The organism is Arthrobacter sp. UYCu712 (assembly GCF_040547005.1).
Classification (GTDB): Bacteria; Actinomycetota; Actinomycetes; order Actinomycetales; family Micrococcaceae; genus Arthrobacter.
This window is the reverse complement of record NZ_JBEPOZ010000022.1, coordinates 1-18,928: the sequence shown is the minus strand read 5'-3', so window position 1 is coordinate 18,928 and position 18,928 is coordinate 1. Positions and strand designations below refer to the sequence as shown.

Genomic DNA, 18,928 nt, shown 5'->3' with positions numbered 1-18,928 from the left:
AGCGGGACAAGATGCAAGTATCACGACGGGACGCCATTCGGTGGGCATCAACTGGCGCGATCGGGTTCACGGTGCTGGGGTTATCCGAATCCTCCGGGGTACAGCTGCCCGGATCCACGACCGTAAAACCGCCCGAAACCCCCAGTGCGGCAGGTACCAAGCTGCAGGTTGGTGCGCAGCTGACCACCCTCGACGCCACTGTCACGTTCGGCTCCCGGCGGGTGCAGCGCCTGCCCTACCGCCTGCTCACCCGTGGACCGGCCGCCAAGACACTGGTGCGCGAAGAGCTCTGGGCCCGGACCGGGCCGCCAAACAGCCGGCGCACGGCCCTGGCCACTTTCGGCCACCTGACGGACAGCCATGTGCTCGACGCAGCCAATCCGGGCCGGCTGACCTTCCTGTGGCAGTACTTCGACTTCTCGGAGGAATTCCCCAGCTCCACGAGATTCCGGCCCCAGGACCTTTTCACCGTCCATGTGCTGGACGCCACGATCCGGAAGCTCAACGCCGTCGGGCGAGGCCCCATCAGTCGACGGCCGCTGGACTGCCTGGCGATTACCGGTGACCTGACAAACGCCTATGCGCTCAGCGAATTGTCGGCAGCGATCGGTGTGTTCGGGGGCGTTCCGGTGACGTCGCACCCTGGCGGCGGGTATCAGGGGATCCAGGATCACGGCCCCGCCCCGCTCGAACTGTCCAAGAGCATCTGGCATCCCGAACCGGAGACCACGTTGATACCGCCGGACAACTGGAAAACGCTGCACGGCTACCCCACGGTTCCCGGACTCCTCGCCTCCGCAGTCAAGCCGGTTGCGACGGAGGGGGCGAACTTCCCCTGGTACATCGGCTTCGGCAATCACGATGAATCAGGGCGGTCGTTCGCTTCGCCCAAGAATGACTTCGTCGACACGCTCAGGGTCGGCAGCCGGCTTCCGACCCGGCTGCCGCGAGGCATGGACACCTCGGATTTCTGGAACACGGTCGAGGGTTCCAGCGACAGTGAACGCCGGACGCTCATCGATTCCATGCCTTCCCGGACGGTGCGTGCCTCCACGCTCCGTCGCCCGTTCAGCAAGGCTGAATTCGTGGACACTTTGCCGTCGAATGCGGCCCAGGCCACGGTCGGCTCGGGCAAGAACTCCAAGGCCGTGCCCTATTACACCTTCGAAGTCTCGCCCGACGTCCTCGGCATCATGCTCAACACCGCCAGCCCGGACGGGGGCACGAAGGCCGTGCTGGACGCCGCCCAGGCGAAGTGGCTGGAGGACCAGCTGAGGCGGGTCTCCCGCCGGTCCTACGACGCCAAGGGCAAGCCCACCACCTCGAACGTCAAAGATCGTCTCGTGATTTTGTTCAGCCACCATCCGCTGTCCTCCTTTGACAAGGAGGAGACCTCGTCCGACGGCGGCCCGCCGCCGCTGAACCGGCAGGCTCTCCTGGAGCTCGTCACCCGTTTTCCCAATGTGATCGCATGGCTGAACGGCCACATCCACAGGCACAGGGTGGTTCCGCACAAGGGGAACTATGAAAACGGCGGGTTCTGGGAGATCACGACGGCGTCACTCATCGACTACCCGCAACAGTCCAGAATCATTGAGGTACTGGACAACGGAGACGGGACACTTTCAGTCGCTGCGACCCTGGTGGACCACTCCATCCCGGAGAGCGTGATCCACGAAGGAACCCAGACTCCCCAGTCTCTGGCGGCTTTGAGCCTCGAATTGGCAGGCAATCGGCCAGGACTGGACCGCGACCACATGCTGGGACGCAGCCTCGACCAGAACGTCGACTTGATCGTGCGCAAGCCTTTCTGACCGGCTCCCTCCGGTCCAGTCAACTAACGGAGAGTTAGCTCGGCCTTAACATACCGGGACGAGCCATATTGGGTGTCCTGTTGCTGGACCGTTATGCTTGGACGTGGGGGAAGCACCCTGTGTGCCGTACCTACGGTTTCTGGGTGGTCTCGAGTGATGCCACGGCTCGCCGTTCCCGCCATAAGGTTCGCTCGTCGAAGAGGAAAAAGACACATGAAAATCCAGGCCGTAATTCTTGCCGCCGGTATGGGAACGCGGCTGGCGCGTCCGCACCCGAAGCCCATGACCGAACTTAACGATGGCCGGACCATCATGCACCAGCAGGTCCAGAACCTGCAGAATAAGTTTGGCAAGCGGCTGCGCCTCACCATTGCCGTCGGTTTCAAGCTCGAGATGATTCTCGAGCACGTTCCCAACGCGTCTTTTGTGTACAACGAGAACTTTGACCAGACCAACACCTCCAAGAGCCTCCTGAAGGCGATCCGCAACTCCGCCAAGGGCGGCGTGCTGTGGATGAACGGCGACGTCGTCTTCGATCCGGACATTCTGGATCTGCTGGCGCCCTACATCAAGCGTGATGAATCATTCATCACGGTCGACGTCTCCTCGGTCTCCGATGAGGAAGTCAAGTACACCACCGACGCCGACGGCAAGATCCAGGAGCTCTCCAAGCGGGTTCCCGCGGATGTTGCCCAGGGCGAGGCCGTCGGCATCAACTACGTCAGCTCCAAGGACAAGAAGAAGTTCCTCAAGCGCCTGATTGAAGTCGACGACCAGGACTACTTCGAGGGCGCCATCGAACTGACCATCAAGCAGGACGACGTCAAGTGGACCCCCGTGGACATCAGCGAGTTCTACGCCGTTGAGGTCGATTTCCCGGACGACCTGGTCCGCGCAAACGCCAGCATCTGAACACGGTGGTCTAACCACCCTGCGCGTCGACGGTGCCGCGAAGCTGATCCGTACCGTGTGGCTGGTTTCTCCAGCCACACGGCGGGTCAAGAATGACCGAACCACCCAGCGAACTGTCACTGCTGGAAAACGCTACGGAGATCAATGAGTACCTGGGAAGCTGCGTTCGCTGCCGCGCGCCAGTTTGAGATCATCGGCGACTGGCCGGCCGCGCTCGAGGGGTACCGGAACCTGTATCACAACGGGCATAACGGAGAAAGTGCCGTCGTCTTCCGTTACGGCCTGGCCCTGCTGCAGCTCGGCGCCCTGCAAGAGGCCCACGAGCTTCTCGCAGAGGCTGTCTCCATGGAACCGGACAACGACGTCTGGCGGGAACGCCTCACGCTTCTGCGGAGCGATTCAGGGGTCACTGTCGGCGTCTCGAAATCACTCCCGGATCTGGCACCGCCCATGTCTGGACCACATGGGCGGGCTGAGCCAGCCAGCGACACTGCGGTGGACACAATTGCCGGTGGGCCAGCAGTAGATCATTCAGCTCTCGCAGCCGGATACAAACGCGCAGGTCAGCGCTGGCAAGAAATCCAGGTGCTGGAGACCGGTCTCGAGCTTCACGGTGCCGGTGCAGCATGGCACATTCGGCTTGGCGAAGCGCGCGAGGCCATGAACCGCTACGAGCAAGCTGCCGACGCCTACTCTGCAGCCAACCGTTTGGATCCGAGCTCGGCCGAAATTCACTTCAGGGAGGGCTCCTGCAGGGAACGGAGCGGGGATCCCGAGACGGCGGCGGCGCTGTTCGCCACGGCCGTCGCACTGGACACGAAGCTCAACGCCGCTTCGTTCGGCATTGGAGTCTTCTACCAGCAGGTCGGCGACTGGCTACGGGCAGCGAATGCGTATGCCGACGAACTGAGCCATCGGCCCCACAACGCGGCGCTTGCGTATCGAGCGGCACACGCGCTCGAAAAGTGCTATGAGTGGGAAGCGTCGGCCGACATGTACCGCCGGGCAACCGCAATGAACCCCGCGGAGGCTTCGTGGCATTATCGACGGGGGTTCGTTTACGAACGCCAGGAGCGTTGGGCAGATGCCGCCGAGGCATACGCGTTTGGCCTTGCGGCAAGTTCGAAATCCTCCGCCTATTGGGCCTACCGGTGCGGATTCGTGCTCGAACACCTGGAACGCTATGAAGAAGCTTGCGAAGCTCACCTGAAAGCCAAACCTGAACTGAATGAGAACGTCGACGCCTTCGGTGGCCGTCGAAATGCGCTGTCAGGCTACGCCGAAAAACACGTCGACGACGCTCTTGAAGCAGCACTGCGAAATCCGTCGTCGCTCGCCAGCATGGCCGTTGCTGAGAAAGCCGCAGCCCTGGGCCTGTATCGGCAGGCCTCGACTGCCTATCAGGCTGCGATAGATCGCAGCAACGAGGTCCACTCGGATTGGTATTACCGGCTCGGCAAAGCCCTGACACTCGCAAACGACTTCAAGTCAGCAGCGGCAAATTTCCGGATGAGCAGAGTGTTTGATGATGCCCATGGGGTTGATACGACGGGCTACCGAAAAGACAAGGCTCTTCTCGACGTCATGTACTACACGTCGTGGCGGGAAAATCTACCGCTTAGGGAAGATGTCGTTCTCTACGAAAGCTTCCACGGCGATTCCATCAGCTGCAATCCCTTGGCGATCTTCGAGGAATTAACCCGCCGTGAGGAATTTGACGGCTACCTTCACGTGTGGGTAGCCAACGACAAGGTTTATGTCCCGAGCGCCGTCAAGACACACCCGAACGTCGCAATTATCACACGCAATAGTGCGGGATACAGGCGACATCTGGCTACTGCCAAATACCTCATTAACAACGTCACTTTTCCTGCCTATTTCGCCGCTCGAGCAGACCAGCAGTACCTGAACACTTGGCACGGCACTCCGCTGAAAACCCTCGGCAAAGACATCGGGACTGGTTTCCTCGAGCACAAGAACGTTGCGCGGAATTTCCTCCACGCGACCCACGTTTTGGCAGCGAATCAATTCACGGCGGACATCTTGACGCGTCGCTACGATGTGGACACGATGATGTCCGGGCGCCTGGCAGTTACGGGCTACCCGCGAGTCGACCGAACGCTCAACGCTTCGAATGCGACTCGCGCCAGATTGAGGCGCACACTGGGGATACCGGCGTCCGATTCGCGTAAAATCGTCTTGTACGCACCGACATGGCGCGGAGGTTTGAATTCTACGCACTTCGACTTGGAGCGACTCAGGTCCGACCTGGGCAGGCTGGCAGAGCTGGATTGCAATGTGATTTTCCGCGCCCACCACAGGACGCAGGAACTGCTGGCCGGTACGGACCTCAGCGTAACGATCGTTCCTGAGAGCATCGAAACCAATGAACTCCTCGCCGTCGTCGATGTACTCATCACTGACTACTCGAGCATTGTCTTTGACTTCCTCCCCACCGGCAAACCCGTTGCGATGTACACCTACGACCTCGACGAGTATCGCGATGAACGCGGTCTTTACATAGATCCAAGCGCAATGGGTCTACCTACCGCCAACACAATCGATGAACTTGTTGGGATTATTTCGCAGCAGATATCAAATGGCGGTCAGGACGAGATCCACGCTACGTTGGTCGAGAAATATTGTCCACGGGAAGATGGAAATGCGTCCGCCCGCGCCGTGGATTTCTTCTTCTTCGGCAACAATTCCGACGAACTGACTAAAGCCGTGGCCAAGAAATCCCTTCTGTTCCACCACAGCTTCATTCCTAACGGAATCACATCGTCGCTACTCAACCTGCTGACCCACATCGACCCTGACGAGTTCGATGTCACGGTCGTGCTGCCGGTTGATGATACGGCAGCACATCCGGAAAGAGTGGAAAAGTTCGAGGAGCTCCCCCCTAACGTCCGGGTCATCGGCAGAGTGGGACGCCAACTTTTCACCCCAGAAGAGAAATTGGTCGTGGATCGCCTCAACAAACACCGAGTTCTGACAAATGATGCGCAAATGAAAATCTACCAGCGTTCATTCGAACGAGAGTTTACCCGACTCTTCGGGCAGCATAAGTTCACGTCTGTAATAGAATTTGAAGGATATTCCACTTTCTGGACTGCCCTTATGGCGTCTGCGCCCAGGCCTTCGCGCCGCGTAGCTTTTTTGCACAACGATATGCGTAGCGAATGGTTGGGAAGATTCCCGCACCTTGAAGCGATCTTCCGCGTTTATCCGGCTTACGATGCCCTCGTTTCCGTGTCCGAAGTCATAAGCGAAGAAAACCGTGATCATCTGGGGTCGCTGCTGTCACTGGCAGACGAGAGGTTCGTACACGCGGTGAACCAGATTAACCCTGCCAAGACACTGGAGTCGGCCGATGCTGATCTGGACGACGATTTGCTGGATTGGTTCTCACCTGACTTCAAGACCTTCATCTCTTTGGGCCGGATGTCTCCGGAAAAGGATCACGAAAAGCTCATCCGCGCCTTTCGTGAATTCCAGAAGATAGACCAGACCAGCCGCCTGGTGATACTCGGAGACGGACCCCTCCGGCAGACTCTCGAGCATCTGATAGCTGCCCTTGATCTAACGAACAACGTCTTGCTGGCTGGCCTCCGAAGCAATCCCTTCCCGGCTCTTGCCCGCGCGGATTGCTTTGTGCTTTCCTCAAACCACGAAGGCCAGCCCATGGTGCTGCTGGAAGCCCTCACGCTCAAGAAGCCCATAATTTCCACTGACATCATCGGGGCAAGGTACGTCCTTCAAGACGGGTACGGACTACTTGTTGAGAATTCAGTGGACGGCCTGCTCAAGGGCCTGCAGCAGTACGTTGAGGGCTCGGTCCCTGCGCGGGTTCTTAATATTACGAAGTATCAACAGGAGGCGCACGCCCAGTTCGTGCAGTCTGCGCTCCCGGCTGAACTCGACCTCGCGGCCGTTTCCGCTACCGATAGCTTCGACCTCTCGTCTTCGAACTGACTCCGCCCGGTCGCCAATATCTCTCACTGGGCCGGGGTGGTCCGCTTGTTGTGGCCGAAGGGCAAAAATGGCCCTTCGCATTTGAGCGTGGTTAGGGCGGTCTGAGGCTGGCGCCGTGGCGTTGGCCGTTTCCTGTGCGGCGTGGTGCGGCGGGAAAGAGGTCAGGGCCTCTTTGAATTGGTAGCGACCAAGCAACCAATATCCAAAAGAGACCCTGACATGAATAACTCTCTGTCTTGCTCCGACGGCCGGTGGTGCACGCGCGCGGATGCGCTGCTCGGCGTCGAGGGCATCCACGTCAACTCCGTCACGACATCCGGGACCGGACTGGTGCTGGGCGTCGAAACCGGGGAGGACGTCACTGGCTGCCCGGACTGCGGCGTCGTTGCCGTGGGCCATGGCCGCCGGCAGGTCCGGCTCCACGACATTCCCTGTTTCGGCGGCCCGGTGCGGCTGCTGTGGGCCAAGCGTCTCTGGCGGTGCCCGGACCCGGGCTGTCCGAGGACCACATTCACCGAAGAGCACCCGCTGGCCGGTCCCCGGGCGAAACTCACGGCCCGCGCCGTGTCCTGGGCTGGGCGACCGACGCGCTCGAGTGGTTCGACACTTCGGTGTCGGCCCCGGCCCACCAGCTCGGGGTGTCCTGGCACACTGCCTGGGACGGGATACGGGCTGAAGCCGCACGGCGGATCGCTGATACAGGCAGACTGACGGGGGTGGATGCGCTCGGCGTGGATGAGCCTGTCTGGTCCCACACCGGTCCGCCCGGGACCGGCATGGTCACCGGCATCGTGGACCACACCCGCGACGCTCAGGGTGGGGTTCTTGCCCGGCTGCTGGACCTGGTTCCGGGACGGTCCGGGAAGGCCTACGCCGACTGGCTCAAAGCACGCGGCGCCGGATTCACCGCCGGGATCAAAACCGCGGCACTGGATCCTTTCCGCGGCTACGCGAACGCGATCCGCGACGAACTGCCCGAAGCCATCACCGTTCTGGACGCATTCCACGTCGTAAAGCCCGGATCCACCATGGTCGATGAGGTCCGCCGCCGCATCCAGCAGGACACCCTGGGCCACCTGGGCCGCAAGGGAGATCCGCTCTACGGAATCCGCCGGACCCTGCAGATCGGAGCCGAACACCTCACGGACAAACAAGCCGGCAGACTCGATGCGAAACTCACCGCCGGCGACCCCGGCCACGAAGTCACCATAGCCTGGCAGTGCTACCAGAGGCTCCGCAACATCTACCACGCCCGCCCGGACCGGGGCAGGGAACTGGTCACCGAGGTGATCGCGTCGTTCCCGACCTGCCCGATCCCCGAAGTCGCCCGGCCCGGCCGGAGCCTGCGGGCCTGGAAAACAGCGATCCTGGCCTACTTCGACACCAACGGCGCCTCCAACGGGCCCACCGAAGCCATGCGAAGGGCCGCAAAAATCTGACCTTCTGCGTCGTGCTGCTAACGAATCGTAAGATCCTGCCGACAGTGGCCACTACAGGGTTGTAACGATTAGGCGCTGATTGAGCCTGCATGGTAGTGGAGGTGGACCGGTAATGGCATGCCCAGGACATCTTCCTCCGCGGGGGCGAACGACGTCCTGCAACACAATAATACGCTCCTATGGAAGGTCTAAGATGTTGACGCGTTTGCGAACAGGAAGACGCCCGGGATCGGGCGCTGCAGCGATTCTCATGACACTACTGCTCGTTCTGGGCATGGGAACACAAAGCGCCGTCGCCGCGACGGCACCTCCGACGGGGCTGAAGACCACATCCCAGACCACGTCCAATTACTTAAGCATGTCCTGGAACCCGGTGACCGGCGGGGTTGGATACCGGCTCATGTACTCGACGAAGTCCGATATGAGTGCGCCGTTCTACCGCAACATCGCGTCCGGCACCACCGGTGGCTACGGCGGCTTGACCCCGTCAACCACCTACTACGTTATGGTTAAGGCCTTGAACTCGGCCGGTGCGGACCTCACCGCCTATTCCGCGGCAGTGGCTGCCAAAACCCTGCCGGCCCAGCCTGCTCCCCCCACCGGACTCAAAGCCACCTCCCAAACGTCCAATTACCTGACCATGGGATGGAACGCGGTGACCGGCGCGGTCGGGTACCGGCTCATGTACTCGACGAAGTCCGATATGAGTGCGCCGTTCTACCGCAACATCGCGTCCGGCACCACCGGTGGCTACGGGGGCTTGACCCCGTCAACCACCTACTACGTCATGGTTAAGGCCTTGAACTCGGCCGGCGCGGACCTCACGGCCTATTCGCCCCCTGTCACGGCGAAGACCCTGGTTGCCCCGCCCACTCCCCCGACAGGGTTGAAGTCCACCGCCCAGAGCACCACAACCTTGGCTTTCTCCTGGGGTGCGGTTGCCGACGCGCCACAGTACCGACTCGCGTTGAGCAGCAAGTCGGACATGAGTTCGCCGAGCTACCTGACCACTACTTCGGCGTCCGGCGAAATGCGAGGCTTGTCGCCCGCAACGGCGTACTACGCGCAGGTCCGTGTGATTTCAGCGACCGGAGCGGGCATCACGTCCTATTCCCCGGTCGTGAAGGCCACCACCGCGGCAGTTCCCGTGTTGCCGGCCGTAGCCAATCCGCTGTCCGTTGCTTCCTTCAACATCCACTGCTTCACGTGCGTTGACGGAATGCCCGAGGAAAAGTCGTGGGCCGAACGTCGCGCCGCCGTTGTACAGACGATTGTTTCCAAAATGCCGGACATCATCGGCGTTCAGGAAGCTTCGCAGACTTGGCTCGACAACAGGCCGGGCGGCTACACACAATTTGAGGATCTCCGGGATCGGCTCACCGCCGCCGGTGGAGCGTACAAGCTCACCGATTCGGACCGAAACAATTGTGTCGACTCGCGTCTTCCCACGAATTGCGTCTACGCCGACAAGGGAGCCTCGGCCGGAACGAAGATCTTCTACAACGCCAACACGGTGAAGTTGATCAGGTCCGGGTCCAAGGAGCTGCCCGCAGTTGCCGCGGCGGACATCCCGCGTTTCGTTGCCTGGGCGGAAGCGGTACAGCTTTCGACCGGCAAGCACGTGTTCTTTGCCGATGCCCACCTTGAGATCGGCAAGGACGCTGCGTCCAACGACCTCCGCAAGCGGCAGGCCCAGACAGTCATGGACACCATCAAGAGCAAGAACACAGGCGCCCTGCCCGTGATTCTTGTCAGCGACATGAACTCCAACAAGTGGACCGAACCCGCCAACGGGCCTTACGACGTGATCACGAGCCAGGGTCTCGTTGATCCCCTGGGCAATACGTTCAAGAGCTGGTACCCCAGCGGCGCGGCCACCGCTGAAAAGGTTGTGAACCGGCGGGTCAACAGCTGGAACGGCTTTGAACGCGCTGTCCGCCAGGGCGCTGCCGGAACCAGCGGCGCGTACATCGACTACATTTTCACATCGAAAATGAGGGTCACGTACTACGAGAATGTCGCCAAGATTGATGCGCTCGGGAACTATGTGGGCACGTTTGCCTCGGACCACAACATGCAGTTTGCTACCGTCGGCTTGCCGTAGTTTTTGACGGTTGCGAATTGGCAGCAGATCGCGCAGGCGCTCGGCTGGCGTTACTCCAGCCGAGCGTTTGCGTAGGTGGCCGTCAGGACCCCGGTCGTGGTGTTCGAGGTCTCGACCCCGCCGGGCCAGTCCCGGCACGCTCGCCGCCTACTTGCTAGGATTGACGAAGGTTGACGGCCTAGCCCTCGTAGGATCGTTGGGTTTGTTCGCGGTTCCTCCAGTGACGCACTGCCAGCCATCCATCAGCAGTCGTAACCTAAGTTTGGAGTACAAGTGCAGACGGTCAGCTTGACCATGGTCAAGAACGAACAGGACATAATTGAAGCCTTTGTTCGACACAACCTCAGGTCTATCGACCACATGTTCATTGCTGACAACCTGTCCACTGACGGCACCTTGGAGATCCTGCAGGCCCTGAAAGCTGAAGGCCTACCGCTGACGATCGATACAGACGAAGACCAGGCGTTAAGGCAAAGCCATAAGATGACGACTATGTACAGAAAGGCATTTCGTCAGAACGACTTCGACTATGTATTCCTTCTGGACGCCGATGAGTTCCTTGACCTCGATCGCGAGGAAATGATCTCGCTCCGCCGCGCGCACGGAAGCGGAACGGCCTACTACGTGAAACGCGTCAACTATTTGTACGGTGGCGAAGTCGTGGACGGTCGTGAAACGTCTTTTTTTGAGCTGATGTCCAATAGGGACACTGAGCCCGAAACTGACAAGTCAATGATCTTCCACGATGCAGCTAAGTGCCGCCGTTTCCGTATCGGCAACGGTAACCACCACATCAGAGACTGGTCCCAAGATGACGGTCCCCGTGTTTCAGTGAAGCCGGAGCGGGAATTTGCGCTCATCCGGCACTTTCCAATCCGCTCCGTTGCGCAATATATGCGGAAAGGCCTACTCGGCTGGTTCGCCATGCAGCTACGCGTGCCTGGAGCCAACGAGCCCAAGAGCACTGTGGGCTCCCACTGGCGGACTCAATACCGTCTAATCCTGGAACAAGACTGCAATGTGGGGCCGGAGGAGTTGATTGGCAACCTGTACGGTGACCGCTACGGGGCAAGGTTCGGTACCAGAGACCCGCTGACCATTGACTTCGAGCTCAAATACGAGCACCTCATACGCCAGCAGTCCCTGACGACCCTGATTGCACGTATGTACGAAACCACAATCGAGAAAATGTGGTCCACCGTACCGTCCTGACATCAAACCCGTCTGGGCGCTGACCACTTCCTGGAGGCTCGCAAGAGGTTGGCAACTCCGAACCGATAGTCAGCCCAGCGTTACGACGTCAGCAGCCGCCACCGTCGACAACCAGCCCTGCTTCCAGGTGTCAGGGTCAAAGCGCGCCGCCGTGGAGGCGGCTCCTGCACGCAACGACGACTTCAATCCTGGATCCCGAAGATACTCGATCATCGAGTTGGCAAGTCTGTCGACGTCACCATAAGGGACCAGCAGTCCGTTGTGACCGTGCTGCACCACATCACGGGGGCCGTAGACGACATCATACGAAATAACCGGAGTACCGCAGGCGAAACTCTCTGTTAGAACCAGCCCGAACCCCTCATAGCGTGAAGTCATAACCGAACAGTCAGACGCGGCAAACTGACGGAGGGGGTCGCTGGTGTGTCCTTCGAGCGTGACTACGCCCTCGAGTTTGCATTCCGAGATGACGTGTCGCAGAGATTCAGAGGCGGGCCCAATTCCGAAAATTTTGTATCTGGCCGCTGGGAATTCGCGGTGCACCTTGACAAAGGACCTTATCGCTTGGTCAACCTGCTTGTCATCAGCCAGCCGGGCAACCGTAACGAACTGCTGGTCAACGCGGTTGACGATGCGCTGCAAAGCGGCCCCCGCATCCAACGGAGCTGCGTGCGGGACAACCATCGCTGCTTCTGGGCGGCAACCGGTGTCCTCGATAAAGTCGCGCCGCTGAGTGTCCGTGAAAAAGACGAACAAACCGACGTTGTCGAGGAACTCCATATGATGCTTCATCCATTGCTTCAGCCCGTCGGCGTTGTCGCGGTTGTTCTTGTAATGAGTCGTATGGATCGAAACCACGTGAAAGACGTTCGGAGAGGAGATAGCCAGTGCAAAGCTCGTCCGGGGCTCGTCGCTGAAGACGACCGCCGGCCCGAACTCCTCAAGCTTTTCGGTCAGCCATGCGCAGTTGGCCCAGCGCATATCGTGGTGCAGTACAGGATCGCCGGACGTGTGCTCGACAGTCCGGTATTCATATCCTCCCGGGTTCACCCAAGTGGAAATGTACGGACATTCGTCCGTCCCAACGTAAGTCCTGAAGCGAACAACTCCATCGTCATCGAAGTAGTCCCGCTTGGCTATGGACCCCCCCGGCCAGCTTGTATCGCGGTAGGTCCGCAGCCACGGCCGGTCGTCATGGTGCCTTTCGACATACCGCAGCTCTCCATTGGCTGCCCTGCTCACCAGACCAACGAAAGCACCCGAAGCGAAGTAACGTCGAAGACTCCATGATTCGGAACCCTCTGATACAGACTGAAATGCTGGACTCGACTCCCACTCCGTATGCTCAAATATCATTTTCTGGGGAGAATTCCGGCTACGACGTCGAAGGTCCTGGTGGAAGCTGACTAGTTCTGCGTGCGCGGGAAGGGACCCGTCCTTCTTGAGTTCGTCGAACAGCTCTTCCACATCTGCTTGAAAGGCCACGGTCACGAGGACCGCGCGTCTTCCCTCTGACACCGCACGGAACCGGTCAAAGACCGCTCGGGTCAGGCCGCCACGATTCCTGCCCAAACTGTCGATCACCTGGACTATCACTCTGGCGTTCGGGCCCACGCCAACACTCGCATCTGTCATAACTGCCATCCTATTCTGGGATGAAGGACTTCCCGTGATTGCTGCTGCGGCGCGCACTGCGCCAACTGCCGCCGTTCGGATTGACGATGAGGTCGTGGAGACCAACCCACGGGGATCTGAAAGATTCCATCAACAGTCGATTGACCGAAACGACGCGGTCACGAGTCAGCGTGTATGCGCCCGTCACCTGGGCTGAAAGTTGATCCGCGGTAGACTCGAACCAACGACCAACGAACCTACCAAAGGCGAACTTTCCAGGATGAAAAAGGAAGAATCAGCGGCTCTTCCCGCGAGGGCCGAACTCCGCGCGGCCAAATGGACGGGAGCCCGGACGTTCACCATAAAGCTATGGGCCTACCTGCTCCCGGGAACGTCGAAGTCCGCGACAACGGAGGTCGAGGCCTGGCTGCAGGACGACAAGGGGCGTCGCACGAACGCGTTGGTGCGCCCATACACGGATCCCGCGGCCAACGACGGGAGCTCCAACCCGTCTGTGGACGTTTCCGGGTGCGCGTTTGAGGCAGTGTTCGACTTCGACAGCCATTTGGCAGAAGCCTCGGCGCGCGGCAATGTCTTGACAGCTCATGTGTCCATTTCTGACGGTCGACAGGTGCACGAATCAACTCTCACCAATAGATACAGATGGGGATCGGCTGGTGCACTTGAGGCGTGTGGCTTCGAAAACGGCGTGCAAGTCGTCCCAAGCTGGAGTGCGGACGGGTTGCAATTCAAGATTGCAAGCCGTATTGCGGTCGCCCATGCCGTCTCATTCGTAGGCGCAGATCTTAAGTTCTGGGTCAAGACCGATGCGCGTTTCACCCCGGATCTGGCTGTTCTCAGAGACGATTCGGAACGCGAGGTTCACACGTCATCGTTTGCGCGGGAGGGAAGCTGGGTCGAGTTCGCTTTCAATATGGCAGACCTTCCGGGACTCGAGGCAGATAGTCCGGAAACCTGGCGATTCTATCTGGAGGCCGGTGAACAACGCAGGCTCGTCCACTGGAACAATCTGCTCACGCCCGTCAGTGAGCGCGAGGATGGGCTCGTTTTGGCTGCCGGTCCAAGCGGCGTGGTTCGATTGGACCGTTTGCAGCACAATGTCGAGGCAAATGCCGTGGATTTCTACCCCTCGCCTAACCCCCACCTGACGATCACAGGGACTTACGCCGGAGAGTGCTCAAGGCCCGTCAGCCTGTCCCTCGAAGGGCAGCGCGACACTTTGCCCGGGACACTCATTACCAATGAGGCGGGTCGCTTTATTTTTTCCGTCCCGCTCGTCAAGCCGTCGGAGACGGGCCCCATTGCGGTTCCATCAGGCGGCTACCGCGTTGGAGTTCAGTTCGACGACGAATCGTACCTCCGGTTGCGGCCCGCCAAGGCGTTGACCGCCAGCCTGTATCGGGCCCATTATTCTGAACGCCTCAACGTCCGTCTGGAGCGCTCTCCCGCCAATGAAGTTTATGTAAACATCAGTCCGCCCCTCTTGCCCCAAGAGTTGGGTGAGTACAACCAGCGAACGCTGAGCAGTGCCAGTCGAAAAGAAGCCGACCTGCAGCCCGACAGCTTTTACTTCGAAAGTTGGTTCGGAAAAAACTTCTCCGACAGCCCCTTGGCTCTCTTCCAGGAAGCCCGGCGACGGCTTCCCGACGCGCATCTTTACGTAAGTGTGGCGGACCTGTCAGTTTCACTGCCGGACGGCGCCATCCCGGTGGTACGAAACAGTGGCAAATCATGGAAGGCACTTGCCGAGTCCAAATTTGTCATCACGAACTGCTGGGCGCCGGATAGGTTTGAGCGGCACCCGGAACAAGTCCTCGTGCAAACGTGGCACGGAACACCGTTGAAACTCCTTGGACTTGACCGGCCGGGCTCAAGGGTAAAAGCAGGTCGCGTGGCGAAAATCGAGCGGGAGGCCAATGAGTGGAGCCTGCTGGTTTCGCAAAACCCCCACAGCACGGAGGTCTTCCGGAAGGCGTACGCCTACGCGGGAGAGATCATACAGTCGGGCTATCCACGCAACGACGCGTTGTTCGACGTCGACAACCTCGGGCACCAAGTCCGCGAGTCGCTGAACATACCAGCCGGAAAAACAGTCGTCCTCTATGCGCCGACGTGGAGGGAGGACAGCGCCGGCTCGCCTGATCTCATCCAGGCGGGCGCCATGGCCGATGCCCTGGGCCCGGACTTCACAGTTCTCCTCCGCGGTCATTCCGTGAGCCTCCGGCGAGGCCAGAATGTTGAAGCCGCCGGTGTCATTGACGTCACGTCATTCAACGACCCGTCGGGCCTCATGGCAGCAGCCGACGTGCTGGTGACCGACTATTCATCCATCATGTTCGACTTCAGCGTTACTGGAAAACCTATGATCTTCTTCGTTCCGGACTGGGACGACTACACCGGATCAGGCCGGGGCGTGTATTTTGACCTGTCGGATAAGGCACCCGGTCCCCTGTGCCACACCCGCGAAGAAGTGATTGAAGCCCTTAAGGACCTCCCGGAGGGCCACAAAATGTACCACGAGGCGTATGCCGCCTGGCGTAAAGAGTTCAACCCCTGGGACAATCCAAAGTCCTCGATGGAAGTATTTTCCCGCATCCTCGAACTCCGGGACGCCCCCGCAAAAGGCTGAAACCGTCGAGGACAGCTAGTCAAGCAAAACAAGAGCGGCTACCGGATTGTCATCCGTTAGCCGCTCTTGCGGCTCGTCGTAATTAGCTATGGTTGGCTGGTTTTCCCGGTACGGCCGGTGGCCGCCTGCACTGAACAGGTTGCGCAAGCGGTAGTTCGAGAAGTTCCGGAACCCCGGGCAATCCTCCGGGTCGCTTCGATGACCCCGTTGACCACCGTGGGCCCGTTCGAGGCACAGTTGGTCTGGAAGTACGCGAGGATCTCCTGCTTTCAGGACTTCAGGGTGCGGCCGAGCCTGGCGATCTCCGGGACCGGGCCGGACGGGAACGCTGCGAGGACCTTGTCGACAAGGTCCCAGCCCTTGTCCGGCGGTGCGTGGTAGATTAGCGGACCTGCTGGTAGCACTGCCAGGCGACTGTGACTTCGTGGTTCGGGTCCCCGGCTTCGAGCGTGGCGTCCAGCCGGGCTGTTTCCCGCTCTGAGGCTGGGCCCCGAACTGCAGGGTCCGCCGGACCTCGGAGCGGATCACCGGTGCGCCCGCGGTGCCCCAGGGTGTCCTGCTGGACCCCTCTGCGGACTTCATCAACCATGGTGGACGCCAGCTTCACGATGTGGAAGGCGCCCAGCACCTGGATGGCGTCGGGCAGTTCGTCCCGAATCGCGTTGGCGTAGCCGCGGAAGGCGTCCAGCGTGGCGGTCTTGATGCCGGCCCGGAATTCGGGGGCGGTGAGCCAGTCCGCATATGTTTTGCCGCTGCGTCCCTTGACCAAGATCCAGCTGCCGAGCGTGGACGACACCGCGCCAGTCGCAGGTGTGGTCGATGATGACGGTGACCATTCTGGACCCCGGGACCCGGTATGGGTCCAGACATGCTCATCCACGCCCAGCGCGTCAACACCGGCGAGCCGGCCCGCGGCGGTGGTGCGGCGTTCCACCTCGGCCATGACCGGTGTCCACGACGTGTGCCAAGAGACGCCGAGCTGGTGGGCCAGGGCATATACCTAGGTGTCGTACCGGCAGAGCGCGTCCGTGGCCCAGATGATGGCACGGGCCGTCAGCTTCGCATTCGACGGCGCCAGCGGGTGGGTTTCGGTGAACGTGCCGGCAGGACAGCCGGGATCCGCGCCCTGCCACACCCGCTTGACCAGTCCAGACACACCGGACGGCCACGGTCGGGCGTGTCGTTGAGGCGGCTGACGCGGCGGCCGTGGCCGATCGAGAGCACACTACACTGCGGCACGGCGCCAGGTCCTTACCGGTCTCCACGGTGAAGACGTGTTCAGAAACGGTGTTGTCAACGGTAAGGACGTGGAGGCCTTCCTCGCCCGCGCGCGGACACCACCGCGCACCGGGGCAGCACGTAGCATTGTCCATGTCGGGGTCTCTTTCCGGGCGGCTGCTGCTCCGCGCCGGCGAGACGCTCCCGGACCGGGGCCGGGACCGGTTCCAACGGGTCTTCGACCTCGACGACTCGACCGGCGAGCCGCAGACCACGCGGAAAGTCAAAGAGCAGCTGCGCGCCTTGACCGGCTCACGGACGCCGCCCGGTCAGCGAAGAGCTCCGGGAAGTCGTCGAACACGCCGACCAGCCCCAGACGAACAAGCTCAGCGCACAGTATGCCTTGGCCTCGGGCCCGTCCCTGGACACTCGCCGCTACTTGCTAGCATTAGCGAGGATAGTCGGACCCAGCGTTCATAACAACGCTGCGCAGTTCGACGTTCCTCCGTTCGCGAGTGACGCACCAGCAGCTATCGATCGATCAGCCATAGAAAATGAAGTTCGGAGTACACGTGCAGACTGTTAGCTTGACCATGGTCAAAAATGAGGAAGACATCATTGAAGCCTTTGTTCGATACAACCTCAGGTCTATCGACCACATGTTCATTGCAGACAACCTATCTACAGACGGTACAATGGACATTCTGCAGGCATTGAAAGCCGAGGGCCTGGCGCTCACGATTACGACCGACGACGATCAAGCGTATAAGCAAAACGCAAAGATGACGGCTATGTACAGGAGAGCGTTTCAGGAGAACGACTTTGAGTATGTATTCCTTCTGGATGCCGATGAGTTCCTTGAGCTTGATCGCGAGGAAATGATCTCACTCCGCGAAACCCACGGAAGTGGAGCCGCTTTCTACGTGCCGCGCACTGGCTACTTGTACGCCGGCGAAGTTGTCGAAGGACATGGTACGTCTCTCTTTGATGTCATGTCCATAACCGACACTGAACCGGAAAGTGACAAGTCGATGATCTTCCATGAGGCAGCTAAATGCCGACGTTTCCGCATCGGTATCGGCAGCCATCATATTAGAGACTGGTCCCAAAGTGACGGTCCCCGCGTGTCAGTGAAGCCGGAGCGGGATTTTGCGCTAATTCGTCACTTTCCTATCCGTTCCGTCGATCAATATTTGCGGAAAAGTCTGCTCGGTTGGTTTGCCCTGCAGCTTCGCAAGTCAGGGGCCAACCAGCCTAAACGTACGGTCGGCTCCCACTGGCGGACGCAGTACCGTCTAATCCTGGAACAAAACTGCAAGGTGGGGCCGGAGGAGTTGATTGCCAACATGTACGGTGATCGATACGCGGAAAGATGCGGAAAAATGGACGCCCTGAGCGGCGACTTCGAACTCAAGTACCCGCATTTGATGCGCAAGCAGTCTCTTACAACACAACTCGCGCGCATGTACGAAACCACGATAGAGAACATGTGGTCCGATTCGCCGTCCTGATATCGCCGAGTATGAGCTGCACCCCGAAAGTTGGACTTGAAAAGTAAGAGTCTAGGTTTCGGAGGCACGGTCCAATGCCGCCTCGTGGCTAGCATGAAATCAGAACACGCCGTGCAGCTGTTGAGCTGTTAGAGCAGGGGCACGGCGCGTGGGAGATAGCCAAGCAGGCGGGACTGCCCCCGGTTTTGTTGACTCCTTGACCTAGCGAGCTAGTGCTCGTGGAAGTCATTTTGAAGACACCGCGGATGCGGGTCGGATATACCCCGAGTCACACGCAACGGACTGAGCACCAGCCTGCCAGCCGGCCTCAGGCCAGCTGCTGACAATTACAGATCTACCCGCTGGTCACGGATCTTGCCGCCGAAGGGATTCCCGCGCCGGTGATGGTTGGGCCCCCGTTAGCAGTCCAGCGCTTATGCGATAGCTAATTGGTTTTCTTGCGTCCAGGTTTCCCAGTAGCGTTTCGGCGTCATGCCGTC

General features: G+C 60.0%; 13 protein-coding genes. 9 read left to right on the top strand and 4 right to left on the bottom strand.

Features of this window, described 5'->3' with window-relative positions; genetic code table 11:
* The first annotated feature begins 11 nt into the window (after positions 1-11).
* The 7 genes from ABIB51_RS17955 (at position 12) to ABIB51_RS17925 (ending at position 11,456) form a co-directional block, all read left to right on the top strand.
* Positions 12-1,814: a TIGR03767 family metallophosphoesterase gene (locus ABIB51_RS17955; RefSeq protein WP_354190450.1), complete on the top strand. Its 1,803-nt coding sequence runs from the start codon at positions 12-14 to the stop codon at positions 1,812-1,814.
* A gap of 213 nt (positions 1,815-2,027) precedes the next feature.
* A complete protein-coding gene (locus ABIB51_RS17950; RefSeq protein WP_354190448.1) occupies positions 2,028-2,726 on the top strand; it encodes a phosphocholine cytidylyltransferase family protein in 699 nt (232 codons plus the stop codon).
* Between the two features lie 144 nt (positions 2,727-2,870).
* Positions 2,871-6,701 (top strand): CDP-glycerol glycerophosphotransferase family protein, encoded by a 3,831-nt coding sequence (locus tag ABIB51_RS17945; protein ID WP_354190446.1) that lies wholly within the window; start codon positions 2,871-2,873, stop codon positions 6,699-6,701.
* A 219-nt stretch (positions 6,702-6,920) separates the two neighbouring features.
* Complete coding sequence (locus ABIB51_RS17940) at positions 6,921-7,412, top strand: transposase family protein (protein ID WP_354190444.1); 492 nt, start codon at positions 6,921-6,923, stop codon at positions 7,410-7,412.
* A gap of 5 nt (positions 7,413-7,417) precedes the next feature.
* The gene (locus ABIB51_RS17935; RefSeq protein WP_354190442.1) at positions 7,418-8,140 is read left to right on the top strand and encodes a transposase; all 723 of its coding nucleotides are present in this window, start codon (positions 7,418-7,420) and stop codon (positions 8,138-8,140) included.
* A 250-nt stretch (positions 8,141-8,390) separates the two neighbouring features.
* Complete coding sequence (locus tag ABIB51_RS17930; protein ID WP_354190440.1) at positions 8,391-10,244, top strand: fibronectin type III domain-containing protein; 1,854 nt, start codon at positions 8,391-8,393, stop codon at positions 10,242-10,244.
* A 273-nt stretch (positions 10,245-10,517) separates the two neighbouring features.
* On the top strand, positions 10,518-11,456 hold the full coding sequence (locus tag ABIB51_RS17925) for a glycosyltransferase family 2 protein (RefSeq protein ID WP_354190438.1): 939 nt from the start codon (positions 10,518-10,520) through the stop codon (positions 11,454-11,456).
* 69 nt (positions 11,457-11,525) lie between these two features.
* Here ABIB51_RS17925 and ABIB51_RS17920 read toward each other — a convergent pair whose 3' ends face one another.
* The gene (locus ABIB51_RS17920; protein WP_354190436.1) at positions 11,526-13,091 is read right to left on the bottom strand and encodes a glycosyltransferase; all 1,566 of its coding nucleotides are present in this window, start codon (positions 13,089-13,091) and stop codon (positions 11,526-11,528) included.
* Positions 13,092-13,350: 259 nt separating this feature from the next.
* Here ABIB51_RS17920 and ABIB51_RS17915 point away from each other — a divergent pair, with 259 nt between their 5' ends.
* The gene (locus ABIB51_RS17915; RefSeq protein ID WP_354190434.1) at positions 13,351-15,720 is read left to right on the top strand and encodes a CDP-glycerol glycerophosphotransferase family protein; all 2,370 of its coding nucleotides are present in this window, start codon (positions 13,351-13,353) and stop codon (positions 15,718-15,720) included.
* Positions 15,721-15,989: 269 nt separating this feature from the next.
* On the opposite strand, the gene ABIB51_RS17910 is transcribed toward ABIB51_RS17915, so the two are convergent.
* Genes ABIB51_RS17910 through ABIB51_RS17900 form a run of 3 tightly spaced genes read right to left on the bottom strand, consistent with a single transcriptional unit; the run spans position 15,990 to position 16,876 of the window.
* Entirely contained in the window at positions 15,990-16,124 is a 135-nt protein-coding gene (locus ABIB51_RS17910) for a hypothetical protein (protein WP_354190432.1), read from the bottom strand.
* On the bottom strand, positions 16,103-16,663 hold the full coding sequence (locus ABIB51_RS17905) for a transposase (RefSeq protein ID WP_354190430.1): 561 nt from the start codon (positions 16,661-16,663) through the stop codon (positions 16,103-16,105). Before ABIB51_RS17905 ends, ABIB51_RS17910 begins: the two co-directional genes overlap by 22 nt.
* A gap of 57 nt (positions 16,664-16,720) precedes the next feature.
* Entirely contained in the window at positions 16,721-16,876 is a 156-nt protein-coding gene (locus ABIB51_RS17900) for a hypothetical protein (protein WP_354190428.1), read from the bottom strand.
* Positions 16,877-17,525: 649 nt separating this feature from the next.
* Here ABIB51_RS17900 and ABIB51_RS17895 point away from each other — a divergent pair.
* Positions 17,526-18,449: a glycosyltransferase family 2 protein gene (locus ABIB51_RS17895; protein ID WP_502916171.1), complete on the top strand. Its 924-nt coding sequence runs from the start codon at positions 17,526-17,528 to the stop codon at positions 18,447-18,449.
* Positions 18,450-18,928: the final 479 nt, after the last annotated feature.